General features: G+C 64.1%; 27 protein-coding genes. 16 read left to right on the top strand and 11 right to left on the bottom strand.

Annotated features, from left to right (window positions below):
- The first annotated feature begins 4 nt into the window (after positions 1-4).
- The 4 genes from eutB to doeB are packed head-to-tail and all read left to right on the top strand — an operon-like array spanning position 5 to position 4,210.
- A complete protein-coding gene (eutB, locus tag NKG95_RS05755) occupies positions 5-997 on the top strand; it encodes a hydroxyectoine utilization dehydratase EutB (protein ID WP_353040163.1) in 993 nt (330 codons plus the stop codon).
- On the top strand, positions 994-1,986 hold the full coding sequence (locus tag NKG95_RS05750; protein WP_353040162.1) for a cyclodeaminase: 993 nt from the start codon (positions 994-996) through the stop codon (positions 1,984-1,986). Before eutB ends, NKG95_RS05750 begins: the two co-directional genes overlap by 4 nt.
- 38 nt (positions 1,987-2,024) lie before the next feature.
- On the top strand, positions 2,025-3,203 hold the full coding sequence (gene doeA, locus NKG95_RS05745) for an ectoine hydrolase DoeA (RefSeq protein WP_353040161.1): 1,179 nt from the start codon (positions 2,025-2,027) through the stop codon (positions 3,201-3,203).
- A gap of 5 nt (positions 3,204-3,208) precedes the next feature.
- Positions 3,209-4,210 (top strand): N(2)-acetyl-L-2,4-diaminobutanoate deacetylase DoeB, encoded by a 1,002-nt coding sequence (gene doeB, locus NKG95_RS05740; protein WP_352494460.1) that lies wholly within the window; start codon positions 3,209-3,211, stop codon positions 4,208-4,210.
- A gap of 2 nt (positions 4,211-4,212) precedes the next feature.
- On the opposite strand, the gene NKG95_RS05735 is transcribed toward doeB, so the two are convergent.
- Positions 4,213-4,872: a GntR family transcriptional regulator gene (locus tag NKG95_RS05735; RefSeq protein WP_352494540.1), complete on the bottom strand. Its 660-nt coding sequence runs from the start codon at positions 4,870-4,872 to the stop codon at positions 4,213-4,215.
- Between the two features lie 322 nt (positions 4,873-5,194).
- Between NKG95_RS05735 and NKG95_RS05730 the strand changes: the two genes are divergently transcribed.
- From NKG95_RS05730 to atzF, 8 genes are read left to right on the top strand one after another with little or no spacing between them, the layout of a single operon-like run.
- On the top strand, positions 5,195-6,322 hold the full coding sequence (locus NKG95_RS05730; protein ID WP_353040160.1) for a BMP family ABC transporter substrate-binding protein: 1,128 nt from the start codon (positions 5,195-5,197) through the stop codon (positions 6,320-6,322).
- Positions 6,323-6,341: 19 nt separating this feature from the next.
- Positions 6,342-7,466, top strand: coding sequence for an ABC transporter permease (locus tag NKG95_RS05725; RefSeq protein ID WP_352639440.1), 1,125 nt, complete (start codon positions 6,342-6,344; stop codon positions 7,464-7,466).
- On the top strand, positions 7,466-8,392 hold the full coding sequence (locus NKG95_RS05720; protein ID WP_023720644.1) for an ABC transporter permease: 927 nt from the start codon (positions 7,466-7,468) through the stop codon (positions 8,390-8,392). The genes NKG95_RS05725 and NKG95_RS05720 overlap by 1 nt, the downstream gene beginning before the upstream one ends.
- A 14-nt stretch (positions 8,393-8,406) precedes the next feature.
- Complete coding sequence (biuH, locus tag NKG95_RS05715) at positions 8,407-9,108, top strand: biuret amidohydrolase (RefSeq protein ID WP_023720643.1); 702 nt, start codon at positions 8,407-8,409, stop codon at positions 9,106-9,108.
- A 10-nt stretch (positions 9,109-9,118) separates the two neighbouring features.
- Entirely contained in the window at positions 9,119-10,651 is a 1,533-nt protein-coding gene (locus NKG95_RS05710; protein ID WP_023720642.1) for an ABC transporter ATP-binding protein, read from the top strand.
- The gene (locus NKG95_RS05705) at positions 10,651-11,319 is read left to right on the top strand and encodes a cysteine hydrolase family protein (RefSeq protein ID WP_023720641.1); all 669 of its coding nucleotides are present in this window, start codon (positions 10,651-10,653) and stop codon (positions 11,317-11,319) included. The genes NKG95_RS05710 and NKG95_RS05705 overlap by 1 nt, the downstream gene beginning before the upstream one ends.
- Positions 11,312-11,662 (top strand): cupin domain-containing protein, encoded by a 351-nt coding sequence (locus NKG95_RS05700; RefSeq protein WP_023720640.1) that lies wholly within the window; start codon positions 11,312-11,314, stop codon positions 11,660-11,662. Before NKG95_RS05705 ends, NKG95_RS05700 begins: the two co-directional genes overlap by 8 nt.
- Positions 11,659-13,467: an allophanate hydrolase gene (gene atzF / locus NKG95_RS05695; RefSeq protein ID WP_023720639.1), complete on the top strand. Its 1,809-nt coding sequence runs from the start codon at positions 11,659-11,661 to the stop codon at positions 13,465-13,467. Before NKG95_RS05700 ends, atzF begins: the two co-directional genes overlap by 4 nt.
- Positions 13,468-13,472: 5 nt before the next feature.
- On the opposite strand, the gene NKG95_RS05690 is transcribed toward atzF, so the two are convergent.
- Positions 13,473-14,030 carry a cytochrome c gene (locus tag NKG95_RS05690; protein ID WP_352855734.1) on the bottom strand — a complete coding sequence of 186 codons (558 nt, stop codon included), beginning with the start codon at positions 14,028-14,030 and terminating at the stop codon, positions 13,473-13,475.
- Positions 14,027-14,425 (bottom strand): Cu(I)-responsive transcriptional regulator, encoded by a 399-nt coding sequence (gene cueR / locus NKG95_RS05685; RefSeq protein ID WP_031194477.1) that lies wholly within the window; start codon positions 14,423-14,425, stop codon positions 14,027-14,029. The genes NKG95_RS05690 and cueR overlap by 4 nt, the downstream gene beginning before the upstream one ends.
- A 263-nt stretch (positions 14,426-14,688) precedes the next feature.
- Here cueR and NKG95_RS05680 point away from each other — a divergent pair, with 263 nt between their 5' ends.
- The 3 genes from NKG95_RS05680 to NKG95_RS05670 are packed head-to-tail and all read left to right on the top strand — an operon-like array spanning position 14,689 to position 17,683.
- Complete coding sequence (locus NKG95_RS05680) at positions 14,689-15,756, top strand: type III polyketide synthase (RefSeq protein WP_353040159.1); 1,068 nt, start codon at positions 14,689-14,691, stop codon at positions 15,754-15,756.
- Positions 15,753-16,466 carry a methyltransferase domain-containing protein gene (locus tag NKG95_RS05675; RefSeq protein ID WP_023720635.1) on the top strand — a complete coding sequence of 238 codons (714 nt, stop codon included), beginning with the start codon at positions 15,753-15,755 and terminating at the stop codon, positions 16,464-16,466. The genes NKG95_RS05680 and NKG95_RS05675 overlap by 4 nt, the downstream gene beginning before the upstream one ends.
- Positions 16,463-17,683, top strand: a complete 1,221-nt coding sequence (locus NKG95_RS05670; RefSeq protein WP_353040158.1) for an NAD(P)/FAD-dependent oxidoreductase — start codon at positions 16,463-16,465, stop codon at positions 17,681-17,683. The genes NKG95_RS05675 and NKG95_RS05670 overlap by 4 nt, the downstream gene beginning before the upstream one ends.
- A gap of 401 nt (positions 17,684-18,084) precedes the next feature.
- On the opposite strand, the gene NKG95_RS05665 is transcribed toward NKG95_RS05670, so the two are convergent.
- The 8 genes from NKG95_RS05665 to NKG95_RS05630 all read right to left on the bottom strand — a co-directional run bounded on the left by NKG95_RS05665 (position 18,085) and on the right by NKG95_RS05630 (position 23,722).
- The gene (locus NKG95_RS05665) at positions 18,085-18,651 is read right to left on the bottom strand and encodes a hypothetical protein (RefSeq protein ID WP_353040157.1); all 567 of its coding nucleotides are present in this window, start codon (positions 18,649-18,651) and stop codon (positions 18,085-18,087) included.
- A complete protein-coding gene (locus tag NKG95_RS05660) occupies positions 18,648-19,427 on the bottom strand; it encodes a DsbA family protein (RefSeq protein ID WP_352484015.1) in 780 nt (259 codons plus the stop codon). The genes NKG95_RS05665 and NKG95_RS05660 overlap by 4 nt, the downstream gene beginning before the upstream one ends.
- Positions 19,428-19,478: 51 nt before the next feature.
- The gene (locus NKG95_RS05655) at positions 19,479-20,216 is read right to left on the bottom strand and encodes an SCO family protein (protein ID WP_031194475.1); all 738 of its coding nucleotides are present in this window, start codon (positions 20,214-20,216) and stop codon (positions 19,479-19,481) included.
- Positions 20,217-20,229: 13 nt separating this feature from the next.
- The gene (locus NKG95_RS05650) at positions 20,230-20,757 is read right to left on the bottom strand and encodes a TlpA family protein disulfide reductase (protein ID WP_352856420.1); all 528 of its coding nucleotides are present in this window, start codon (positions 20,755-20,757) and stop codon (positions 20,230-20,232) included.
- A 7-nt stretch (positions 20,758-20,764) separates the two neighbouring features.
- Positions 20,765-21,205, bottom strand: coding sequence for a DUF411 domain-containing protein (locus tag NKG95_RS05645; RefSeq protein ID WP_353000834.1), 441 nt, complete (start codon positions 21,203-21,205; stop codon positions 20,765-20,767).
- Between the two features lie 28 nt (positions 21,206-21,233).
- Entirely contained in the window at positions 21,234-22,670 is a 1,437-nt protein-coding gene (locus NKG95_RS05640) for a multicopper oxidase family protein (protein WP_353040156.1), read from the bottom strand.
- Positions 22,671-22,801: 131 nt separating this feature from the next.
- Positions 22,802-23,209 (bottom strand): hypothetical protein, encoded by a 408-nt coding sequence (locus NKG95_RS05635; protein WP_353021401.1) that lies wholly within the window; start codon positions 23,207-23,209, stop codon positions 22,802-22,804.
- An 87-nt stretch (positions 23,210-23,296) separates the two neighbouring features.
- Positions 23,297-23,722, bottom strand: a complete 426-nt coding sequence (locus NKG95_RS05630) for a MerR family transcriptional regulator (protein ID WP_353040238.1) — start codon at positions 23,720-23,722, stop codon at positions 23,297-23,299.
- Positions 23,723-23,830: 108 nt separating this feature from the next.
- Between NKG95_RS05630 and NKG95_RS05625 the strand changes: the two genes are divergently transcribed.
- On the top strand, positions 23,831-25,987 hold the full coding sequence (locus NKG95_RS05625) for a heavy metal translocating P-type ATPase (protein WP_502913922.1): 2,157 nt from the start codon (positions 23,831-23,833) through the stop codon (positions 25,985-25,987).
- Positions 25,988-26,018: the final 31 nt, after the last annotated feature.

The raw sequence follows: 26,018 nt of genomic DNA, 5'->3' as shown, positions 1-26,018 counted from the left end.
AGCCATGACCACGTCCAGGATAAGCCTCTCCGACATCCGCGCCGCACGCGAGCGCATCGCAGGCAAGGTCGAGCGCACGCCGACCGTCACTTCCCCGAGTCTTTCCCAACACTTGGACGCTCCTGTTTATCTCAAGCTCGAACATCGGCAGACCACCGGCGCCTTCAAGTTGCGCGGTGCCTCGAACGCTATCGCCTCGTTGACAGAAGAGGAGAGCGCGCGCGGCGTCGTCGCGGCCTCGACCGGCAACCATGGCCGGGCGCTTGCCTATGCCGCTCGACTGCAAGGCATCCACGCGACGATCTGCATGTCGCGGCTGGTGCCTGAGAACAAGCTCGAGGAAATCCGTCGGCTCGGCGCCGAGATCCGCATCGTCGGCAACAGCCAGGACGATGCGCAGCGGGAGGTCGAACGGCTGGTCGCGGAAGAGGGGCTGATCATGCTGCCGCCTTTCGATCATCCTGCGGTCCTTGCCGGGCAAGGAACACTTGGGCTGGAGATCATGGAACAAGTTGCGGACGCCGCGCTGGTGTTGGTGCCGCTTTCCGGCGGTGGGCTGGCGGCTGGCGTTGCCGCTGCCGTCAAGGGCGTCAGCCCGGCAACGAGGGTCATCGGCGTTTCGATGGCGCGCGGTGCGGCGATGAAGGCAAGCCTCGACGCCGGGCATCCGGTGTCGGTCGAGGAACTGCCGACGCTGGCCGACTCGCTCGGCGGCGGCATTGGGCTCGACAACCGGCTGACCTTCGCCATGTGCCGTGATCTGCTCGATGATGTGATCCTGCTCAGCGAGGACGAGATCGCCGCCGGCATCCGCCATGCTTATGAGCAGGAGCGCGAGATCGTCGAAGGCGCCGGCGCGGTCGGCATTGCGGCTGTGCTTGCCGGCAAGGTCGGGGCGAACGGCCCGACGGTGCTCGTGCTGTCCGGCCGCAACATCGACATGACACTGCACCGCAAGATCATTTGCGGCGAAGCAATTGCGGAGAGCGCAGCATGAGCCGGATGACGATCCTCACCGAAGCTGAATTGCGCAAGATCGTGAAGCTCGATCTCGATGCCGTCGCCTGTGTCGAGAACGCGTTTCGCGCGCTCGCCACCTTGCCGGTGGCGATGCCGCCGATCCTGCGGCTCGACATTCCCGAGCATCGCGGCGAGGTCGATGTCAAGACCGCCTATGTGCCGGGCATCGACGGTTTTGCGATCAAGATCAGCCCCGGCTTTTTCGATAATCCGAAGCTCGGCCTGCCTAGCGTCAACGGCATGATGGTGCTGCTGTCGGCGAAGACCGGGCTGGTCGAGGCGCTGCTGCTCGACAATGGCTATCTCACCGACATCCGCACGGCGGCGGCCGGCGCGGTCGCCGCCAAACATCTGTCGCGTCCGGACTCCTCCGTTGCCGCAATCTTCGGCGCCGGTGTTCAGGCCGGACTGCAACTCGAGGCGCTGATGCTGGTGCGGCCGATTACCGAGGCCCGCATCTGGGCAAGGGATGCCGCCAAGGCCGAAGCTGTGGCGAACGCATTGTCCGAAAGACTGGGCATCGCCGTTCACGCCGAGCCGGACGCGGCAAAGGCTGCGGCCGATGCCGACATCATCGTCACCACGACGCCGTCGACCGAGCCGCTGATCAAGGCCGGCTTCGTCTCCGCCGGCCAGCACATCACCGCGATGGGCTCGGACGCGGAGCACAAGAACGAGATCGCGCCGGCGATCCTGCGCATGGCCGACCTCTACGTCGCCGACAGTGCGAAACAGACGCGGCGCCTGGGCGAACTGCACCATGCCATCGCGGCGGGCGTGATGGCGGCCAATGCCGAGATCACCGAGCTTGGCCACATCATCGCCGGCGAAAGGCATGGCCGGCGTTCGGACAGCGACATCACCATTGCCGATCTGACCGGCACCGGCGTGCAGGACACGGCGATCGCCACGCTCGCCCGCGACCGCGCGCATGCAGCCAAGACCGGAACGATTTTCGAAAGCTGATACCGGCCGCAAGGCCCAACAAACGAGGACCAAGAACAATGCAGCCTAATTTGAAATTCTCGCGCGGCGAATATGCGGAGCGCCTCGCCAAGACGCGGAAGGCGATGGCGGCCAAGGGCGTCGATCTGCTTGTTGTCAGCGATCCGTCCAACATGGCCTGGCTGACCGGCTATGACGGCTGGTCGTTCTACGTACACCAGGCGGTCGTCGTGCCACCGTCGGGCGAGCCGGTGTGGTACGGGCGCGGCCAGGACGCCAACGGCGCCAAGCGCACCGCCTATCTCGCGCACGACAACATCGTCGGCTATGCCGACAACTATGTGCAGTCGACCGAGCGCCATCCGATGGATTTTCTGTCCAGCGTGCTCGCCGATCGCGGCTGGGGCAAGCTCAGCATCGGTGTCGAGATGGACAATTACTGGTTCTCGGCCGCTGCCTTCGCATCGCTGCAGAGGCACTTGCCCAACGCCCGCTTCGTCGATGCCACGGCACTGGTCAACTGGCAGCGCGCAGTGAAGAGCCCGACCGAAATCGACTACATGCGCAAAGCCGCCCGCATCGTCGAAGCGATGCACCAGCGCATCGTCGACAAGATCGAAGTCGGCATGCGCAAATGCGACCTGGTCGCCGAGATCTATGATGCCGGCACGCGCGGCGTCGACGGCATTGGCGGCGACTATCCGGCGATCGTGCCGCTGCTGCCGTCAGGCACTGATGCATCGGCACCGCATCTGACCTGGGACGACAGGCCGATGAAATCGGGCGAGGGCACTTTCTTCGAGATCGCCGGCTGCTACAACCGCTACCATTGTCCGCTGTCGCGCACCGTCTTCCTCGGCAAACCGACGCAGGAATTCCTCGATGCCGAGAAGGCGACGCTGGAAGGCATGGAGGCGGGACTTGCCGCGGCCAAGCCCGGCAACACCTGCGAGGACATCGCCAACGCCTTCTTCGCGGTCCTGAAGAGATACGGCATCGTCAAGGACAACCGTACCGGCTATCCGATCGGGCTTTCCTATCCGCCGGACTGGGGCGAACGCACGATGAGCCTGCGCCCAGGCGACCGCACCGAGCTCAAGCCCGGCATGACCTTCCATTTCATGACCGGCCTGTGGCTGGAGACGATGGGGCTGGAGATCACCGAATCCATCCTGATCACCGAAACCGGGGTCGCGTGCCTGGCCAATGTGCCGCGCAAGCTGGTGGTGAAGAATTGAGCCCGATGTCCAGCCTTCGCCCATCACCGATCACGCCGAGCGTCGATTTCGAGCGCGACGGCGTGCAGCACGGTTTCTTGCGCCTGCCTTACAGCCGTGACGATTCCGCCTGGGGATCGGTGATGATCCCGATCTGCGTCATCCGCAACGGCAACGGGCCGAGTGCATTGCTCACCGGCGGTAATCATGGCGACGAATATGAGGGGCCGCTGGCGCTTTACGATCTCGCCCGCACGCTCGATCCGAGGCAGGTCAGCGGCACGGTCATCATCGTGCCGGCGATGAATTATCCGGCGTTCCGCGCCGGCACGCGCACCTCGCCGATCGACAAGGGCAATCTCAACCGCAGCTTTCCCGGCCGGCCCGACGGTACGGTGACCGAGAAGATCGCCGATTATTTCCAGCGCGAACTTCTGCCGCGCACCGACATCGCGCTCGATTTCCATTCCGGCGGCAAGACGCTCGACTTCGTGCCGTTCTGCGCCGCCCATATCCGGCCCGACAAGGTGCTGGAAGAGAAGGGGTTCGCTGCGGTTGAAGCTTTCTCGGCACCCTGGTCGATGAAGATGCTGGAGATCGACGCGGTCGGCATGTTCGACACTGCCGCCGAAGAGATGGGCAAGCTGTTCATCACCACCGAGCTCGGCGGCGGCGGAACTTCGCGCGCGGAAACGGTGCGGATCGCGCGTCGCGGCGTGCTCAATGTGCTGCGCCATGCCGGCATCGTCGCCGGCGCGGTCGAGATGCAGCCGACCCGCTGGCTCGACATGCCATCGGGAGATTGCTTCTCGTTCGCCGAGGACGACGGGATGATCGAAACCATGATCGATCTCGGCGAGCCGGTGGCAGAAAACCAGGTGCTGGCGCGCATCCATTCGATCGGCCGCACCGGCGGCGCTCCGCAGGAGATCCGGGCCAAGATGTCCGGTCTGTTGGCGGCGCGGCATTTCCCCGGATTGGTCAAGGCCGGCGACTGTGCTGCCGTGGTGGCCGTGCTGGTCGATTGAGGCTAGGAGGCCGATGTCGGAAACGGCTCGGCCTTGCCTTTAGGGCGGTCGCCGATGGCAAAGACGGCGCTCGCCTCGCTGACGATCGAGACATGGTCCTTGGCGGCTGTTCCGGCGGCCGTACTGTCGCCGCGCATGATTGCGGTAACGATGGCGTCATGCTCTTGCCAGGACTGGGCCAGCCGGCCGGGCAGCATGAATTGCGCGCGCCTGAACGGCGCCAGCCGGCCGCGGGTCATGACGGTCAACTCATAAATGTGCTTGCTGTGCGCGCCGCGATAGAGCCGGGTGTGGAATTCGGTGTTGAAAATCTCATACTCTTCTTCGGCACCGAGCTGCACGAAGCGTGCTGAGGCCCGGTGCTCGGCCTCCAGCGTGCGGCGCTCGCCGGCCGTCATGCGCTCGGCCGAGAAGCGCGCGCAGATCGCTTCAAGCTCGGCCATGCTCTCGAACATCGAGGCGAGGTGCTCCTGCGTCATCACGGCGACGGTGGCGCCGCGGTTCGGCCGCCTTTCGACCAGTCCCATGGCGCTGAGCCGGCTGAGCGCTTCCCTGATAGGCGTGCGTGAGACGTCGAAGCGGGCGGCGAGCGAGGCTTCGTCGAGTTTTTCGCCGGGACGCAGGAAACCGGTAACGATCCGGTCGCTGATCGCCCTCACCATCTGATCGACGGTCGTGCCCGACCTGATCAAATTGCGCTTTGCCGACACGTCTCCTCCGTCCAGTCTCTTCGCGCAGCCATAAGCCACGCACCGGCTTCGATTCCTCCGCAGCTCTGTATGCCTATGTTTTAGCCTTCATGTCAAATTGGCCGTTTTAGAGGCAAAAAGTGTATGCAATTGCTCCGGCTTTGTGCAGGCTACATCGGCACACTCGTTGATATTGCTGAATAAATCCCATTTCTGAAACTGGCACGCTGATTGCATACACTTCTTTCATTGAGGTGTTAACCGGCCCCAAAGGCCCCATAGAGGGAGCATTCACATGACCGAGCGATTCATGCTTAGCCGCCGCGACCTGCTCAAGACTTCCGCCGCCGGAGCGGCGCTCGGTCTTGCGTCCGCATCGTTTCCGATCAGCAGGGCCTTCGCCGCGACCGCAATCGTCGGCTTCATCTATGTCGGGCCAAAGGACGATTACGGCTACAACCAGGCGCATGCCGAAGGCGCCGCCACGCTGAAGGGGATCGAAGGCATTTCCGTCGTCGAAGAGGAGAACGTGCCGGAGACGGTCGACGTGCAGAAGACGATGGAATCGATGATCAATCTCGACGGTGCGTCGCTGATCTTCCCGACCTCGTTCGGCTATTTCGATCCGCATATGCTGGCCATGTGCGCGAAATTCCCCGACGTGCAGTTCCGCCATTGCGGCGGCATGTGGAACAAGGACAAGCATCCGATGAATGCCGGTTCCTATTTCGGCTATATCGGCATGGGCCAGTATCTGAACGGCGTCGTCGCCGGCCACACCAGCAAAACCAAGAAGCTCGGCTTCGTCGCGGCAAAGCCGATCCCGCAGGTGCTGCTCAACATCAATTCCTTCCTGCTCGGCGCGCGCTCGGTCGACCCGACCATCACCTGCCAGGTGATCTTCACCGGCGAGTGGTCGCTGGCGGTCAAGGAGGCGGAGGCCACCAATGCGCTGGTCGACCAGGGCGCCGACGTCATCACCTGTCATGTCGACAGCCCCAAGGTGGTGGTCGAGACGGCGGCCGGACGTGGCGCCTTCGTCTGCGGCTATCATGCCAACCAGAGCCCGCTGGCGCCGGAGAAATACCTGACCGGCGCGGAATGGAACTGGGCCAAGGTCTACAAGATGTTCGTCGACGATCTGGTGGCCGGCACGCCGCTGCCCAATTTCACACGCGGTGGCCTGGCAGACGGCTTCGTCAAGATGAGCCCGCTCGGCCCCGCCGTCGGCGATGCCGCCCGCAAGCAGTTCGACGGCACGCTGGCCGAAATGATGAAAGGCGGATTTTCCGTCATCAAGGGTCCGCTGAAGAGCAACAAGGGCGTCGTCGTCGCGACCGAGGGCCAGGCCTTCGTCGAGACCGCGCTCGAGCTCGAAAGCATGGACTACCTCGTCGAGGGCGTCGTCGGTTCGACCGCCTGAACCGGATCGGAGACGGGCCATGGCAGACACGGTCAGCACTGCGGGCGCACCGGCGCTGTTTGGCGCCAGGAATTATCGGGCGGCACTCGAATGGGTGGCACGGCGCGCCGAAGCCTTCGTCATCCCGCTCGCGGCGCTGATCGTCGGCATGGTGCTGTTCAGCCTATTCATCGCGCTGGTCGGCAAGTCGCCGGTCCAGCTCTACGAGACGATGTGGCGCGGCGGCTTCGGCTCGTGGTTCTCGATCCAGAACTCGCTGTCGCGGGCAGCACCGCTTCTGCTGGCAGCGCTCTGCGTGGCGCTGCCGGCTCGGCTCGGCCTCGTCGTCATCGGCGGCGAAGGCGCGATTGTGCTGGGCGGCGTTGCCGCCGCCGCCATCGGCGTCGCGGCGAATGGCGCGCCGGCTTTTGTGGTCATCCTGCTGATGGGCGTGGCGGGCATGGTCGCTGGCGGCATCTGGATCGGTGCCGTCGGCGCACTCCGCCACTACCGCGCCGTCAACGAAACCATATCCAGCCTGCTGATGGCCTATATCGCCATCGCGCTGATGAACCATCTGGTCGAAGGGCCGCTGCGCGATCCGGCCTCGCTCAACAAACCCTCGACCGAGCCGCTGGCGGATGCCTACCGCATCGGCAACATTCCAGGCATGGACGTGCACTGGGGCCTTGTCGTCGGCATCGTCGCCTGCGTCCTGTCCTGGCTGTTGATCGAAAAGACGCGCTGGGGGTTTGCCGCCCGCATTGCCGGCGGCAATGTCAGGGCGGCCCAGGTGCAAGGGCTTGCCGTCGGCCCGCTGATCGTCGGCTTTACCGGGCTCGCCGGCGGCTTTGCCGGGCTGGCCGGCATGCTGGAAGTCGGCGCCGTGCAAGGCAGCGCCAACGCCTCGCTCGCCGCCGGCTACGGCTATACCGGCATCCTCGTCGCCTTCCTCGCCCGCCACAATCCGCTCGCCATCATCCCGGTCGCTTTCCTGCTCGGCGGCATCGGCGCTTCCGGCGGGCTGATCCAGCGCCGCATGGACCTGCCCGACGCCACCGTGCTGGTGCTGCAAGGCATGCTCTTCGTGGTCATCCTGTTCAGCGAAACCTTTTACGGCCGCTTCAAGGTTTTCAATCCCGATCTGTGGAAGAGGGGCTCCTGATGGACGCGACCGAGATCGGCCTGTGGGGCGTGCCGCTCGCCATTCTCGGCGGCGCCATCCGCGTCTCGACGCCGTTCATCTTCGTGTCGCTCGGCGAAGCCATCACCGAGCGCTCCGGCCGCATCAATCTCGGCCTCGAAGGCACGCTGGTCTTCGGCGCAATGACCGCCTATGCGGTAGCAGTGGTGACCGGCTCGCCATGGCTCGGCGTGCTGGCTGCCGCCGGTGCCGGTCTTTGCTTCGGGCTGTTCCATGGCTGGATCTGCAAATTCCGCGGGGTTAACGACATCGCCATCGGCATCGCGCTGATGCTGTTCGGCTCGGGTCTCGCCTTCTTCTTCGGCAAGCCGTTCATCCAGCCCTCGGCGCCAGACCTGCCGGCCATCGCCTTCGGTGGCTGGTCGAATATTCCGCAGGTGCAGGCGGCGCTCAACGTCAACGTGCTGTTCCTGATCGGGGCCGCACTTGCGCTGTTCCTGTGGTGGGCCTTCCGTAACACCCGCGCCGGCCTGATCGTACGCGTCGTCGGCGACAGCTCCGATGCGGCGCGCGCCATGGGCCTCAATCCCAACACCGTGCGCCTGCTTGCGACAGGCGTCGGCGGCGCGCTCGCCGGCATCGGCGGCGCCTATCTGTCGCTCTATTACCCCGGCAGCTGGACCGAACGCATCTCGTCGGGGCAGGGGCTGATGGCGGTGGCGCTGGTCATCTTCGCACGCTGGAACCCGCTCGGCTGCTTTGCCGCGGCACTGTTGTTCGGCGGCGCCGGGGCGCTAGGCCCGGCGTTGCAATCGGTCGGGGTAACGCAGGGCTACTATCTCTTCTACGCCGCACCTTACATCCTCACGCTCATCATCATGATCGCCACCTCGTCGCCGAGCCGCTCGCTTGCCGGCGCGCCGGGCGAGTTGTCGATCACCAAATGACTGGAGTTTTCCCGATGAACGCCAGAGCCGAGATCACCCAGCGCTACATCGACGCCGACCCTTATCCATGGCCCTACAATGGCGAGCTGCGGTCGGACAATACGGCTCTGATCATCATCGATATGCAGACCGATTTCTGCGGGCCGGGCGGCTATGTCGATCATATGGGCTACGATCTTTCGCTGGTGCGGGCGCCGATCGAGCCGATCAAGTCGGTGCTTGCAGCCATGCGGGCCCAGGGCTACACCATCATCCACACGCGCGAGGGCCACCGGCCCGATCTCGCCGACCTGCCGGCCAACAAGCGCTGGCGCTCACGCCGCATCAATGCCGGCATTGGCGACCCCGGACCTTGCGGGCGCATCCTGGTGCGCGGCGAACCAGGCTGGGATATCATCCCCGACCTCTATCCGGCGGCGGGCGAACCGATCATCGACAAGCCGGGCAAGGGCTCGTTCTGCGCCACCGATCTGGAGCTGATCCTGCACCAGCGCGGCATCGAAAACATCGTGCTGACCGGCATCACCACCGATGTCTGCGTCCACACGACCATGCGCGAGGCCAATGATCGCGGCTTCGAATGCGTGATGCTTGAGGACTGCTGCGGCGCGACCGACTACGGCAACCATCTCGCCGCGATCAAGATGATCAAGATGCAGGGCGGCGTGTTCGGCGCGGTGTCGAGCTCGGCGTCCTTCGTCGCGCAGCTGCCGTGAGGGGGCGATCTTGAGCGGAACCATCGTCAAGAAAGCCGTCGGCGTCGAGACTATCGGCATGACCATGCGCTTCGGCGCCTTCACCGCGCTGGACGATGTCTCGATCAAGGTGCCAGCGGGATCATTCCATGCGCTGCTCGGCGAAAACGGTGCCGGCAAGTCGACGCTGGTCAAATGCATGATGGGTTTTTACCGCCCGACCGCCGGCGACATGCTGGTCGATGCCCGCGAGGTCGCGATAGCCAGCCCGAAGGATGCCTCGGCGCTCGGGCTAGGCATGGTCTATCAGCATTTTACCCTCGTCCCGTCGCTGACCGGTGCGGAAAACCTGGTCATTTCCCGCGAGAAAGTGCCGGGCGTCATCGACTGGCGCAAGGAGCGCGCCGCACTTGCGCAATTCATGCAGCGGATGCCGTTCAAGCTGCCGCTCGACGTCAAGGTGGCGGAACTTGCAGCCGGCGAGAAGCAGAAGCTCGAAATCGTCAAGCAGCTCTATCTCGGCCGCAGTTTCCTGGTGCTCGACGAGCCGACTTCGGTGCTCACCCCTGGCGAGGCACAGGAAGTGCTTGGCCTGGTGCGCGACATGACCAGGACAGGCGACCTCACCGTGCTGATGATCTCGCACAAATTCCACGAGGTGACGGCCTTTGCCGACGACATCACCGTGTTGCGCAAGGGCAGGCTGACCGGAACCGGAAAGGTCTCCGAACTTTCGCACAAGCAAATGGCGGCGATGATGATCGGCGACCAACCGATTGCAGCACTCGACAGTCGCGCTCCGGTGCCGGCCGGCGCCAGGCAGGTGCTGACGGTAAAGTCGCTGAAGGCGCCTGACCGCACCGGCTTGAAAAGCATCGACATCGGCGAGCTCGACGTGAAGTCCGGCGAGATCGTCGGCATCGCCGGCATCTCCGGCAACGGCCAGAAGGAGTTTCTCGAAGTCCTTGCCGGACAGCGGGCACGCAATGCGGGCGACGTTCTGGTGAAAGGCTCGCCCTATGGTGCCAGCCGCAGCGAGGCGCGCACGCTCAATGTCCGCTTCATTCCGGAGGAGCCATTGCGCAATGCCTGCGCACCGCGGATGACGGTGGCCGAAAACATGGCCTTCCGGACCTTCGACCTCAACGAGGCCGGCAAGCCGGTCAACTGGATCAGGATGAGCGCGATCAGGGACTACGCGGCCCGTCTTGTCGAACAGTTCAAGGTCAAGACGGCCTCGCTCGCTTCGCCGATTTCATCATTGTCGGGCGGCAATGTGCAGCGCGCGGTGCTGGCGCGGGAACTGACCGGCGAGGTCGATTTGCTCATCGTGTCGAACCCCTGCTTCGGCCTCGACTTCTCCGCCGTCGCCGAAATACGCGCCCGCATCATGAAGGCGCGCAATGCCGGTGCTGCAGTGCTTTTGATGTCGGAGGACCTCGACGAGCTGCTTGAGCTCTCGGACCGCATCTTCGTCATGTCGGATGGCGCGCTGGTCTACGAGACGCCGATCGCGCAGGCGAGCGTGCAGACGATCGGCGAGCACATGGCGGGACATCATTGATGGCTGAGATCGAGGCGCTGCCGTTCCCGTTTGCCTTCAAGCCTGAGGCGATGGCGCTGGTCGTCATCGACATGCAGCGCGATTTCGCCGAGCCCGGCGGCTTCGGCGCCAGCCTCGGCAACGACGTCAGCCGGATCACGGCGATCGTGCCGACGGTGAAAAGGCTGCTCGAAGGGTTTCGCGCCGCTGGCCTGCCGGTGATCCACACGATGGAGTGCCACAAGGCAGATTTTTCGGATCTGCCCCCGGCCAAGCGCAATCGCGGCAATCCGTCGATCCGCATCGGCGATATCGGTCCCATGGGTCGCGTGCTGATCGTCGGCGAACCGGGAACGGCGATCCTCGATGAACTTGCACCATTGCCTGGCGAGATCGTCATCGAAAAACCCGGCAAGGGCGCGTTCTATGCCACCAGCTTCGGCGATGACCTCAAGCGGCTCGGCGCACAGCAACTGGTCTTTGCCGGGGTGACGACGGAGGTCTGCGTGCAGACGACGATGCGCGAGGCCAACGACCGCGGCTATGAATGCCTGCTGGCGGAGGATGCGACGGAGAGCTATTTTCCGGAGTTCAAGACGGCAGCCCTTGCCATGATCAGGGCGCAGGGCGCGATCGTCGGCTGGACGGCGACAACGGACCAGGTGCTCGAGGGAATTTCCAATGCCTAACATTGCATACCAGGCCCTCATCCAAGGGGGCTGGCGTGATCTGCCATTCGAGCCTTTTCGCGAAGGCATCACGGTGCATTGGCTGCTCAAGGGGGGATCGACGGAACCGTCGGTCGCGATTCTCAACTACCGGGCGGGCGCCGGCGTGCCGCGTCACCGCCACGCCGGGCTGGAAACGATCATCGTGCTGGAAGGCTCGCAGAGCGACGAGAACGGCGATTATGCAGCGGGCAGTGTGATCCTGAACCCGGTTGGAACCGAGCATTCGGTGTGGACAAAAGACGGCTGCGTCGTACTCATCCAGTGGAACCTGCCGGTCGTCATTCAGGGCGAGGCCGAATGAGCGACATCCGCTTCGACATAGCGAGCCTGCACGCCGCCTATCAGGCCGGCCTCAGTATTGGCGATATGATCGATACGGTCCATGCGCGGCTCGCGGCGGCCGATGACCCGGGCATCTTCATCCATCTGGCGAGCAGGGCGGAGATGCTTGCCGAGGCGGAAAAGCTCGGCCCGTTCGATCCGTTGGCAAAGCCACTGTGGGGCGTTCCGTTCGCGGTCAAGGACAACATCGATGTTGCCGGCATGCCGACCACGGCGGCCTGCGCGGAATATGCCTACTTGCCGGCGAACGACGCCACCGTCGTCGCGCGGCTCAAGGCCGCCGGCGCGCTGGTCGTCGGCAAGACCAATCTCGACCAGTTCGCTACCGGCCTGGTCGGCGTGCGCACGCCCTATCCGATCCCGAGGAATGCGATCGACCCGACACTGGTGCCGGGCGGCTCCTCATGCGGCTCGGCCGTGGCGACGGCGCGTGGCATCGTCTCGTTCGCGCTCGGTACCGACACCGCCGGTTCGGGCCGCATACCCGCCGGCCTCAACAACATCGTCGGGCTGAAGCCGAGCGTCGGCGCGCTGTCGGCCGCCGGCGTCGTGCCGGCCTGCCGCACGCTCGACTGCGTCTCCGTCTTCGCACTCAACGTCGACGACGCCTACAGCGTGTTCGAGGTCGCGGCGGCGAAGGACGACGCCGATCCCTATTCACGTGACCTCGGCATCCAACCGCTTGCCGCGCGCCCACCGGTGCTGACGGTTGGCGTGCCGGCCAAGGCCGATCGGACGTTCTTCGGCGACCAGGCGATGCAGGCGGGCTTCGAGGCCGCTCTTGCCTCGCTGGAGACGCTGGGCTGCAGGCTGGTCGAAATCCCGTTCGGCGATTTCTACGCCACCGCCAATCTGCTTTACGAGGGCGCCTGGGTGGCCGAGCGTTACACCGCGATCAGGGACTTCATGGATGCCAACGAGGCGGCCATGCATCCGGTGACGCGGCAGATCATCGGCGGTGCGCGAAAACTTTCCGCAGCGGACGCCTTCAACGGGCTCTATGCCTTGCAGGCCTACAAGGCCAAGCTTGCGCCGGTTATCGCCTCGGTCGATCTTTTCTGTGTGCCGACCGCGCCGACGCATTACACAGTCGAAGCGGTGTTGGCTGACCCTATCGTCACCAACAGCCGGCTCGGCACCTACACCAACTTCGTCAATCTGCTCGACATGTGCGGCATCGCCGTGCCGACCGGAACCCGCAGCGACGGTTTGCCGATGAGCGTCACCTTGCTTGCCGCGGCGGGCAAGGACCATCTGACGGCGTCGCTTGCGCGCGATGTCCATGCGGCAAGCGGCCTTGCGCTGGGCGCTACCGGCTGGCCGCTGCCGCCGCGTGGCGATATCCGCGTGGACGTGGATGAAGGCACGATCGAGCTGGCCGTGGTCGGCGCGCATCTATCGGGGATGGCGCTGAACGGCCAGTTGCAGCAGCTCGGCGCGATTTTCGCCCGGGCTGCGAGAACGGCGCCGCTCTACCGGCTTTACGCACTCGCCGGCCAGTCGGTGTCGAGACCGGGGCTCGAGCGCACCTGCAATGGCAAGGGCACAGCCATCGAGGTCGAAGTCTGGCGGCTGTCGCCGCAAGCCTTCGGTCGCTTCGTCGCGGCGATCCCGCCGCCGCTCGGCATCGGGACGCTTCTGCTCGACGACGGAACTTCGCCGAAAGGCTTCCTCGTTGAAAGTGCCGGCCTTACCGATGCAGAAGAGATTTCGCATTTCGGCGGCTGGCGCAATTTCATGGCGGATCAGCAGCTGCGGAGCTGACGCCATCACTCGACCTTTTGCCGGAACTTCGAGTGGCAGCTCGAGCAATCCTGCAAGATGAGATGCAGGAGGTGCTCCGCCGGCAATTTGGCGGGATCGGCTTCCGCCGTCCCCGGTCGCTTGCCAAGCAGGCTGCCACCGCCCATCGCCGGGCCGGAACCCATTCTCATGTCGTCGGTAATGCGCGGCGGCACCCGCTCGGCGTCGGAGGCCAGGGCGCTGGCCAGCGTCCCGATGTGGCGAGCCAGCCCTTCGAACTCCGCGCGGGCAGGGTCGATATCCAGCTTGGCGCCTGAAGGCGCACCCAATGTCGCGCTGGGGAATTCGGCAATGAGGGAAGGGCCGGTGCGGGCGCGGATGGCCTCGGCCGCCGCTTTGAAAGCCGCGGCGTCATACGCCCGCTTGCCGTCGAACATCCCGGCGATCGCCTTTGCCGCCGCAGCCATTTCCTTCATCGAGGCCTGGCGAGCCTCGATGACCGCATCACGGCTCGAATGGGCGGCAGCGAGCACGACAGAGACGCAGGCAAGCGACAGCACTGTTAGAGCGGCTGCGAGCCTCACTGGGCCACGCCTTGTCCCGCCAACTCGTCGATGATCGGGCACTCCGGCCGCTCGTCGCCGTGGCAGTGACTGACCAGATGGTGAAGCAAGCCGCGCAATCCGACCAGTTCGGCGATCTTCCTGTCGATCTCCACCAACTTGGCTTTCGCGATCGCCTTCACGTCAGCGCTGTCACGTTCCCTGTCTTGGTACAGCGAGAGCAACTGGCGGCATTCGTCGACCGAAAACCCCAGGCTTCGCGAGCGCTGCAGGAAGCGCAGCCGGTGAATATCGGCCGTCGAGTAATCGCGATAGCCATTGTCTGTCCGGGCCGGGTGCAAGAGCCCGATGTCCTCGTAGTAGCGGATCGTCTTGGCCGGTAGGCCGGATTTTTCGGATGCGACGCCGATGTTCATATCGGAAATCTCCTTTATCGGAGGAAATAGACCTTCCAGTAGATGGAAGGTCAACATGATGTGGCGATTTTGGATGCCCGACGCAACCGCCCGCCGGCTCCAACCGTTTGCCTGCCAACAGCGCATACTGAACCTTCGGGAAGAAATCAGTTTTCGGAAACGTTTATCGAACAGCGCTCAAACTCGGCGCCCGGCACCAGGTACCGATCAGCAAGGACCCTCCGGCGGCACGTTACGCCGTGCAGACGCCGAGGAGATAGAACATGCCCGTCAAGGCCTATATCAACCGGATCGCGACAGCGGTGCCGGAGCACGAGGTTCATCAATTCTACCTGCGTTTCGCGGCCTCGATGCTCGCGGCCGATCGCCGGAGGATCTTCGAACGCATGGCCGATCTTGCCGGCATCGAGCACCGCTATTCCTGCTTTGCGCCGGCGTCCGATCCCGAAGGACCATCCGCCGACCTGGCCGGGACCTTCATTCGGGGCGCGTTTCCCGGAACGGCCATGAGAATGGCGATGTTCGACGATGCCGCACCTGTTCTGGCGCAAAAGGGCATCGACGGATTGCAACTTGGCGGCGACGCTTCCCGCATCACCCATCTTATCGTCACTACCTGCACCGGTTTTTCGGCGCCGGGCATCGATCTCGAGCTGGTTGCGCGTTGCGGGCTGCCGAACGAGGTCGAACGCACGATGATCGGTTTCATGGGTTGCTACGCGGCGATCAACGGCCTCAAGCTGGCGCGTCACATCGTCCGCTCCGACCCGCAGGCCAAGGTCCTGCTGGTCAATATCGAGCTCTGCACGATGCACCTGCGTCAAACCACCGAACTGGAAAAACTGCTGTCGTTCTGCCTCTGGGGAGACGGCTGTGCGGCTGCGCTCATCACTTCCGAGCCGCTCGGCATCGAGCTCGATAGCTTTCACTGTCTGGTGGCGAGGGAGCGGCGGGATCTGATGCGCTGGAATATTCGCGACCACGGATTCGAAATGGTTCTTTCCGGCCAAGTGCCGGCAGCGATTCATGAAGCGTTGCGGAGCAACCAGGCCGCCATCCTCGGTGGCCGGCCGACCGAGGCGATCGACCTTTGGGCCGTGCACCCGGGTGGGCGTTCGGTGTTCGATGCCGTCGAAAGGGCTCTGGAACTGGAGCCCACCGCGCTGGAACCATCGCGCGCGGTGTTGCGCCAATACGGGAACATGTCGTCGGCGACCGTCATGTTCGTGATGAAAGAGATGCTGAAGGCGCCTGCCGGCCTGCTCGGCTGCGGCATGTCGTTCGGACCCGGGCTGACGGCCGAAACCATGCTCTTTCGAACGGTGTCATGAGCGGCCTGGAGCATCGGCAGCTTGCGCCGGAAATCCTTGACGGCCTTGCGGCCGACGATCCGCGAGCGCTGACCGCGCGCCGCGACCTTCGGCGCATCAATATGCTGATGTTTCAGGTGCCGATCATGACGTCGTTGCTCAGGAGGTTTGTGCCAAAGCCGCCACGCCGCATTCTGGAGATCGGCGCCGGCGATGGCTCCTTCATGCTGGCGGTGGCGCGGCGCATGGCCAGGCATTGGCCTGGGGTCGAACTGATGATGCTCGACCGCGTCAGCCTCGTCACCGCGCAATTGCGCGGCGATTTTGACAGGCTGGGATGGAAGGCTGAAGGGATCACCGCCGATGTCTTCGACTGGGCAGGAAAGATCGAGGGCGCACGGTTCGACGCCGTCACGGTCAATCTGTTCCTGCATCATCTCGACGATGCGCAGCTCGTGCGTCTGTTTTCGCTGATCAGGCCGAAAGCCCCGTTGCTGCTGGCGACTGAGCCGTTGCGGGCGAAACTGGCGCTGGCCGCGACCCGTCTTCTCCCGGCAATCGGCGCCAATGACGTCACACGAAACGATGCGGCGCAAAGCGTGCGTGCCGGCTTTCGCGGCAGCGAGCTTTCCGGTCTCTGGCTTGCGGCCAACGGCAAACCGGTCGAGGAGCGGCGCGCCGGCCTCTTCTCCCACATCTTCGTCGGCGCCAGTGCCGGCAGCGACTCATGACGCGATTGTCGACTCATGACGCGATCGTCATCGGTGCCGGCCCGGCGGGGACGTCCGTTGCGCTCACGCTGGCCCGGCGCGGATGGGCCGTGGCAATTGTGGAAAAGACCGCATTTCCGCGCCGCAAGGTCTGCGGCGAATACATCTCGGCAAGCAATCTTGCGCTTCTCGACCAGCTGGAGATCGGCGATGCCTGGCGTACCGATGCCGGCCCCGAAATCCGCCGCGTCGGTTTGTTTTCCGGCGAAACCTGCGTCGAGGCGGCAATGCCACGTGCAGGAGCTGGGCCTCCTGCAAAAGACGGCTTCGGCCGGGCACTCGGCCGGGACATTCTCGACTCTCTGCTTTTGCAGACGGCGCGATCGGCGGGTGTCGAAATCTTCCAGCCCTGCCGCGCCGTCGCCATCGACCGGGACGGCGAGATGCAAAGGGTACGAATTCAAGCCGGGGACGAAACGGCGATGTTGCGCGCGCCGGTGATTGTCGCCGCGCACGGCTCGTGGGAGCCGGGACCATTGCCCAGCCAGCTCGCAAAGGCCAACCGGCCGTCGGACCTGCTCGGCTTCAAGGCGCATTTCATCGGGTCGTCGCTGGCGCCGGATCTGATGCCGCTGCTGGCTTTTCCCGGCGGATATGGCGGCATGGTCTCGGCCGACCATGGCCGCTTGTCGATCTCGTGCTGCATTCGCCGCGATATGCTCGCGCGGTTACGCAAGCAACATGGCCCCAAACGCCGGAGCTATGTGCCGGCCGCCGATGCGGTCTCCCGCCATCTCGTGGACTCATGCCGGGGCGTGAGAGACGCCCTGAAACCGGCGCGCCTCGACGGTCCGTGGCTTGCCGCAGGTCCGATCCGGCCGGGAATTCGCTCGTGCTACGAAGAGGACATCTTCCGCGTCGGCAATGCAGCCGGAGAGTCTCATCCTGTTATCGCCGAGGGCATCTCGATGGCGCTGCAGTCCGGCTGGCTGCTGGCTTGCGAACTCGCATCCGCGCCAAGTGGCCGAGCGGGACGCGAGGCCGCTGCCAGACGCTATGAGGCGGCCTGGAAAAGACTGTTTTCGACACGGGTCTACGCTGCCGCGGCCCTCGCCGGAATTGCCCTCCGCCCCGGCAGCGCCACCTTGATGGCGGCGATCGTCCGGAATTTCCCGCAGGCACTGACATTGGGCGCGCAACTGAGCGGCAAGACCAAGCCGGTTCCAGGCTTTGCCTGACGAGTGGTGCGGGGTCGTGTCGTCCCGGTCGTCTAATATGCTACCGCTACAGCTGGCAGCTGGCTGGCCCCTTCTCCCCGGAATTGCCATCGCATAGCCGTATGCCTGAAGGTGTCTACGGGCTTCAGGTTCGCAGGTATTTGACCAGGGCTGCAATCGCGAGCAAGAGGGCGACGAACACCAGGACCCAGACGAGCGCCATGCCGCCCATCATCCACGTACCCATTGGACCATTCATCATTGCAATCACCTTTACGGTCAGTGAAGGCCCGCCTTCGTCGGTAAGCATCGGCGACTGCGAAGGCAATTAGCCGCCGTGGAATTCGGTCAAGACGACGAGGAAACCGATCGGCCGCCTGTCGCCTTGTCCCGCCAACCGGAAGTGTCCTGTCCTTGCCGTCTCACATACCTCCGCCGCAGCCGTCCGAGAGATCCCAGACGTCGACGACCTGCTTGCTGGTGAAACCGTGCTCGCGGATCAGGAACTTCGCCAATCCGCCATACACTTTCCAGCGCCAGCATTGGCAGCAGCAAGGGCCTTTCTCGTTGGAATTAGCCATCGCATAGTCATAGGCCCGCTGCTCGTCGCCGGAGAGTTTCACATCGTAGTAGGGCATCATCTTCTGTGCGACGCCGGCCGGAATATCGTACGGATCGCTCGGGATCATCGCGATCTCGCGGTACCTGGCCAAACCGTTCACCTGCTCGGCATAGCGCTTCGTCTCCATAGGGCTGCAGCACGAGCCCGTGATCCGCGACATCGCCGGCATGGTCGCAATCGACTCCGTGAACTTGGCCGAACACGTGCTGTTGCCGTTCTGGCTGAGATATTTGAAACGGCGCACCAGATCGGAATCCTCCGCGGCGATCGTCAAATCCGGCCCCTTGAGCAAGCCGACGACCGCAGCGACGCCAAAGGCGCTGCCCAGAACAACCGTCCGTCGGGTTGGATGGCATATCCGGCTCATTTGCTGTTCCTCGCCTGCTCGATCAGTTTCTTCATCGTTGCGAGGTCGGTCGCGCCGGGGAAAATCTGCTCGCCAACGACGAAGCTTGGCGTGCCACTGATCTTCAGCGCCTGTGCCAGTTGCGTATTCCGGTCGATCGACGCCTGGATATCGGGCCGCTGCATGTCGGTCTTCAGCTTAGCCACATCGAGACCGACGTCGGCAGCAACCTTCAGCACGACCGCTTCGGTCACCCGCGTCTTCACCGCATACAAGGCCTTGTGGAATGCCATGTACTTGCCCTGGCGCATTGCGGCGAGAGCCGCCTTGGAAGCAAATACGGAATCCGTGCTGAGGATCGGGAATTCCTTGTAGACGATTTTGAGCTGCGGATCGTCGGCCACGGCTTGCGCCAGGATCGGCGCAACCTGGCGGCAATAGGGGCAGTTGTAGTCAAAGAACTCGACCATGATGACGTCGCCTTCGGCGTTGCCGCCGACCGGGCTCGCCGGGTCCCGGAAGATATCGTCGGCCTTGGCCGCCAGGGCAGCCTTCGCCTCTTTTGCCGCGGCCTCGCGCTGGCGGGCATCGAGGCTCTGCAGCGCCTCCATGACGACCTCGGGATGCGCGAGGATATAATCGTGGATGCGCTGGTCGAACTGGTCCTGGGACATCTCGCCCGCGGCGATCGCCTGACCGTGGATACCGAGCGCGAGCCAGGCCGTCGCACCGGCCAGGACGAAGGCACGGGCCATTTTGCCGATGGCTCCGCGCCATGAATTGGATTTGTGGATCACAGGGTTCTCCTTCCCTCTGTTTCGCCGGACCGCCGGCATGTGAATGGTGCCTCAGAACATGCCCTTGATCGTCGCCCACCATCCCGTTTCCGGCTCATGGTGCGGGCGCTCGACATTGTTGGTGAGCGCATTGACGAAGGTGACGAGATTGACCGCAGCGAAATTCAGGCCATGGAAATTCGCCCGCCAGCGGCCCTCCTTGTCGATCACATGGGTGACGGTGCCGTGCATCTGATAACCATCGTCCGTCAGTGTGAACTTGTGGCCGAAGGCCTCCGCCAGTCTGCGGGTCGCATCCTCCGGCTGATCCGCCGTCGTGGTCAGGAACAGCCAATTGACGGGATCGAGCCCGTGCGTCTGCCCGTAGCTGCGCAGCACGTCCGGCGTGTCCCTGGCGGGGTCGGTGGTGATGGTCACAAAGCTGACCTGGCCTCTCATCGGCGTGCCGTTCACCATTTTCTGGACCTCGGCGATCTTCTCGGCATGCAGGGGGCATACATCCGGGCACGATGTGTAGATGAAGTGGAGGACGACCACCTTGCCGCGCAGATCTGCCGTTCGCACGACACGCCCATCGGCGGTGCGCAGCGTGAATTCAGGCGCCGGCTTGTCGATCGTTTGGAAATATTTCTCGTCGCCCTCAAGCATGGTGTCGATTTCGTCGAGCGAGTGGGCTTGCGCCCGATACGAAAACCCCACGGTCAGCGCCGCAATGGCAATGGCGCCCAGCAGCAAACACCTCCACTCGTTCAAAGCCGATGCAAGGCAGTGAGCCTTCAACCCGGACATATCTGTTCCTTTCTCACTCGGCAGCGATGCGGCTGCCGATGAAGTCGACCATGTCGGGCGCATCCCATTCGGCCGGCCCAATCAGCCGGCCGATCTCCTTGCCGTCGCGATTGATCAGCAGGGTTGCCGGAAGGCCGACGGAGCCGATGGCGAACATGGCCTTGCCCGAGGCATCGATGTTGAGGGCGAGGTGCTTGATGCCGATCTCGGCAAAGAACTTCTTCACAATCTCAGGACCGGCACGGTCCATGGACAGCGCGACGACCTCGAAATCCGGACCGCCCAGTTTGGCTTGCAGACGATCGAGCGTCGGCATCTCCTTGCGGCAGGGCGCGCACCATGTCGCCCAGATGTTGAGCAGCACGACCTTGCCGTGGAAATCCGCAAGCGTTTTCGGCTTGCCATTGCCATCCTCGAAGCTGATTTCCGGTACGGGGGCGGGCGCCTCGTGAACGACAAAGTTCTGCGGCGGCTCGGCGGCTGCTACCGGCAGCGAAAATGCCAGCAGCATGCCAATCAGGACCATGGCCAGTTTGCTCACAATAGCCTCACTCGGTCGCGTAGACGGTGGGTGCCTTGCCGTCCTTGGTGAAGGCGTAGACGACGAAGGGGCCTTGCTTCTCACCACCCATGCCTGGAGCGCCCGTCGGCATGCCGGCCAGCGTTATGCCGGTGATGGCCGGGCGTTCGGTCAAAAGCTTCTTGACGATCTCGACCGGCACCAGGCCATCGACGACATAGCCGTCGACCATCAGCGTGTGGCAGCCTTCGAGGTCGGCCGGCACGCCGGCATCGCTGCTGATCTGAGAGAGATTGTTGACCGGCTTGATGTCGACCTTGAAGCCGTTGTGCTCGAGATAGTTGGCGTAGGATTCGCAGCAGCTGCATTGCGGGTTCTTGTACATGACCGCGGTGATCGTTGCGGCGAAGGCAGGCAGCGGCGTTGCGATCAACAGGGACAGTGCGGCTAGGCGGTAGGTCAGTTTCATTGCAGTTCTCCTTGGTTGGATAAAACTTTCAGGTCACGCGGAACACTGTCATCAGGCCGGCCATCTGGTGATCGGCGACATGGCAGTGCAGCATCCAGTCACCGGGATTGTCGGCAACGAAGGCGCATTCGATCGTGTCCTTGGGGGCGAGCAGCACCGTGTCCTGCCATTGCCGGTGCGGTACCGGCGAGCCGTTGCGCGAAAGCACCGACAGGCTGAAGCCGTGAACGTGCATGGGGTGCCACCAGGCGGTTTCGTTGCGCATGGTGAGACGGCAGGTGGCGCCGCGTTCCAGCGTGAACTGCGGCGCCATGCCCGCATGGCCATCGCCGGTCATCGACATGCCGTTGATTGCCCAGGCGGCGGCGCCGTTCATGCCGGGCATCGCCATGCCCATCATGCCGCCGACGCCGGCCAGCTTGCCTCCGCCCATCATGCCGCCCTGCAGGACGATTTCATGCCGTTCGGCCTTGGCCAGGTCGGGGGCCGGCAGCGGATTGGCCGGCAAGCGAAGCGGCGCATCGAGAGGATGATCGCGCAGCGGTGCTCCGGCGTCATAGGCGAGCGCGGTCAGGGAGTAGGCAAGGCCGTCGTAGAACTCATCGATCACCGCGTAGCGCTTGCCCGGGTCGCCCTGCATGTCGAGCACGACATCGATGCGCATGGCGGGCGCAAGCACCAAGCGTCCGCCCTCCGGCTCATGCGGGTCGCAGGGCTGGCCGTCGATGGCGACGATGACCGGACGGTGGCCTTCGAAACGCAAAGCCATGATGCGAGCGAGTGACGCATTGGCCAGCCGTAACCTGACGCGCTCGCCGGCCTTCACGGTCAGGTCGGCCGGCGGTGCACCGTTGACGGTGACGACATTGCCGACGCGGCCCGACATCGCTGCATCCATCATGTTGCCGAAGCCGGCAGCGATTTGCCCATCCTTGGTGAGCCGCCAGTCCTGCAGCAGCCATAGAAGCTCGCGGTCGACCGCGACCGGTTCGGCTTCCTCGACGATCAGTGCGCCTGCAAGGCCACGGCCAAGCTGAACCAGGCTGTCGGCATGCGGATGGTACCAGAAGGTGCCGGCATCGGGCGGGGTGAACTCGTACACGAAATTTTCGCCCGGCCTGATCGGCGGTTGGGTCAATCCCGGCACGCCGTCCATCGCGTTCGGCAGCCGGATGCCGTGCCAGTGAACCGTGGTGTCCTCGCCCAGTCCGTTCTCGACGATGATGCGAGCGGGCCGCCCCTGGCGTAAGCGCAGTGTCGGGCCGGGGACCGTGCCATCATAGGCCCATACCGGAGTGTGCGGACCATCGGGGCCGGTGAGCCGTGCCTGGCCTGGCGCCACCCTGATCCGGTGTTCGCCGGTAGCCAGCGCCAGTGCAGGGCGGATCGGCACGGAGGCGGCAATGCTCGCTGCCGCAAACAGGAATTTGCGGCGCGTTATGAACGGACTTGAAACGGAATTCACCCTTGTGACCCCTGCGGTAACCGACGGCGAACGTCGCGACGTCGATTGGATTGCTGCCGCGCCCGCTGCGCATTGTGCGCAGCCGGACGATCAAACGCCGCCAATCAGCCGCGGAAACGGCAGAAACGGCGTCAGACGAGAGCGCTGGGTCTTGGAGGGAATGGCTCGGGCAACAGACTTCGCCCGTGCAGGAACGCGGCGGGAAGCGCCGGCGGCAGCTCTACCCGCAGCAGTCCCGTCACGGGGAGAGCTTCCGGCAGCACCGCCAGAACCGGTGCGACGCAGGTCGGCGCACATTGCATCGGTTTGTCGTTGTCGGCCGAGCTCTTGAGGCAAGCGCTGCAGTCGCCGCCCTTGGCATCGGCCATCTTGGCCATGTCGGCGTCGGTGGTGCCGGCATCTGCGGCCATGGTCATGCGGCTGTCGATCGCCATCCTGGCCGACATGACGGCAGCCTGAGCGGCGGACAGGCTGAACCCGGCGATCACGAGGACCGCGAGCAGCATAGTCAGGAGGTGTTTTGGTGACAGACGTGCCATCATCCGCTCAGGTTGACCGCAAAGCGCGGCTTTTGCAAGCTCGGCATGCTGCGACATCGGCGCTGGTGCGAGCTCTGGTCTGGCGAATCAATGATGAGGATGCTCACATTGATCGTGATCTGACAGCACCTCGATCACACGGCATTCGCAGACTTTCCCTTGCCGGCAGCCCTCAACCATCAGCTCCAGCTCGATCTTCAACGCGGCAAGGCTGCGTATTCGCTGGACGACCTCGGCCAGACGGGCTTGGGCGATGGCGTCGGCGGTTCCACAGGGCTGGTGGGGATTATCCTGCAACGCCAGCAGCGTCCTGATGGCCTCGATCTCGAACCCAAGCTCGCGCGCGTGCCTGATGAAGGCGAGCCGGCGCAAATCTGCCGCTTCATAATGCCGGCGATTGGCTTCGCTGCGGGCAGGGGCTGGAAGCAAATCGATCTGCTCATAGTAGCGGATGGTTGGAACCTTCACGCCGCTGCGTCGGGCTGCTTCACCGATCGTCACACCTGCTGGCATCTTTTCGCTTGTTCCTCTAGTCACTAGAGGATGTAGCGTCGCGATCGAAGATGCAAGAGGTTCACCTTGGCTGCGACCAAACAACAGACCCGCTACCGCGTTGAAGGCATGGATTGCGCGAGCTGTGCCAGCAAAATCGATACGGCTGTGCGGCGGATGCCTGGTGTGCAGGATGTTAACGTGTCCATTTCGGCGGGCACTCTGACGGTCCTTCATACTTCCGAAAGCAATCTTGACGCGATCGAGAGGAAAGTCACCGGCCTCGGTTACGCTGTTGCTCCGCTGACCGCCAAGTCTGGAGCGCCGGCCTCCGATCAATTGGCCGACCATGACCACAGAACGCACAGTCACGACAAGAAATTAGCGGGGTTGCACGGCAACGATGATGCGCCGATGTCGGGGCCGTGGTGGAACGGCGCCAAGGACCGCCTGACCATCGCCAGCGGCGTTGCCCTGGCGATGGCTTTCGCGGTTCATTACGCCTGGCCCGCGACTGGCCCATGGGCCTTCATCGCTGCCACGCTGCTCGGCTTGGTGCCGATCGCGCGCCGGGCGGTCATGGCCGCACTCGCCGGCATTCCGTTCACAATCGAAATGCTGATGACCGTGGCGGCCGCCGGCGCCGTCATTATCGGCGCCGGCGAGGAAGCGGCGACAGTGGTCTTCCTGTTCCTGATCGGCGAATTACTGGAAGGGGTGGCCGCTGGGAAGGGACGTTCTAGCATCCAGGCGCTCACCACACTGGTTCCCAAGACCGCCCTGGTCGAAGAGGATGGGAGGAGCCGCGAGGTGCCGGCCGAAAGCCTGGCCGTGGGGGACATCATTCTGGTGCGGCCCGGTGATCGGATTCCGGCTGATGGCGAGATCACCGAGGGTGACAGCGCCATTGATGAATCGCCTGTTTCGGGTGAAAGCGTCCCGGTGGGCAAAAAGGTTGGCGACGAGGTTTTCGCCGGCACTATCAACGGCGACGGCGTGCTGCGCGTCAAGGTCACGGCGGCCGCCGCCGACAACACGATCGCACGGGTCGTCAAGCTGGTCGAGGAGGCGCAGGAAAGCAAGGCGCCCACCGAGCGTTTCATCGGCCGGTTCTCACGCTGGTACATGCCCGGCGTGGTCGCCGTCGCGGCGCTCGTCGCGATCATGCCACCGCTGCTCCTTGGCGGCGATTGGAACGAATGGATTTACAAAGGTCTGGCGCTGCTGCTCATCGGCTGTCCGTGCGCGCTGGTCATTTCTGTGCCGGCGGCAATTGCGGCGTCGCTTTCGGCGGGCGCCCGGCGCGGCCTGCTGATGAAGGGCGGCGCGGTGCTGGAAGGGCTCGGCACCATCACTGCCGTGGCGCTCGACAAGACCGGCACGCTGACGCTCGGCAAGCCGCAGGTCACCGATGTCGTTGCAGTGGGCGTCCGTGAATGCGAGATCCTTTCCCTGGCGGCAGCGCTCGAGACCGGTTCCAGTCATCCGATGGCCCTGGCCATTCTGCAAAGGGCCAATGCTGACAAGGTTCCGGTGCCACCTGCTGCCGAGGCCAGGGCGATTGGCGGCAAGGGCGTCGTCGGTCGCGTCGGCGGCAAGAGCCTGTTTCTGGGCTCGCCGGCCGCTGCCGGCGAAAAGGCGCCGCTGCCGGCCGACCACGCTGCACGCATCGCGGCCTTCAACGATGAAGGAAAATCGGTGTCGGTGCTGGTCATCGACGACGCTCTTGGCGGCTTCATCGCCATGCGCGACGAACCACGGCCGGACGCATTGGCGGGTCTAAAGGCGCTGACCGATGCGGGCATCAAAACAGTCATGCTGACCGGTGACAACAAGCGCACCGCGGCTGCCATCGGCAAGCATCTCGGCATCGAGGCGCGCGCCGAATTGCTGCCCGAGGACAAGCAGCGCATTATCGGCGAGTTGAAGGGGCAGGGGTTCAGGATCGCCAAGGTCGGCGATGGCATCAACGATGCGCCGGCACTTGCCGCGGCCGATGTCGGCATCGCCATGGGCGGCGGCACGGACGTGGCTCTTGAAACGGCTGACGCAGCGGTGCTGCATGGGCGCGTCGGTGACGTCGCCGCCATGATCCGGCTGTCCCAAGCAACCATGGCCAACATCAAACAGAACATTACAATGGCATTGGGGCTGAAGGCAGTGTTCCTGGTGACGACGATCACCGGTATCACCGGCCTTTGGCCGGCCATTCTCGCCGACACCGGGGCGACGGTCCTGGTGACAGCCAATGCCATGCGGCTGTTGCGCTGGAAGAGCAGCTGGTAAGAGCATCAACACCATCACATCGGGATAGACC

The organism is Mesorhizobium sp. M1423 (assembly GCF_040317575.1).
GTDB lineage: Bacteria > Pseudomonadota > Alphaproteobacteria > Rhizobiales > Rhizobiaceae > Mesorhizobium.
The sequence above is the reverse complement of the archived record's forward strand: the minus strand, read 5'-3'. Positions and strand labels throughout refer to the sequence as shown.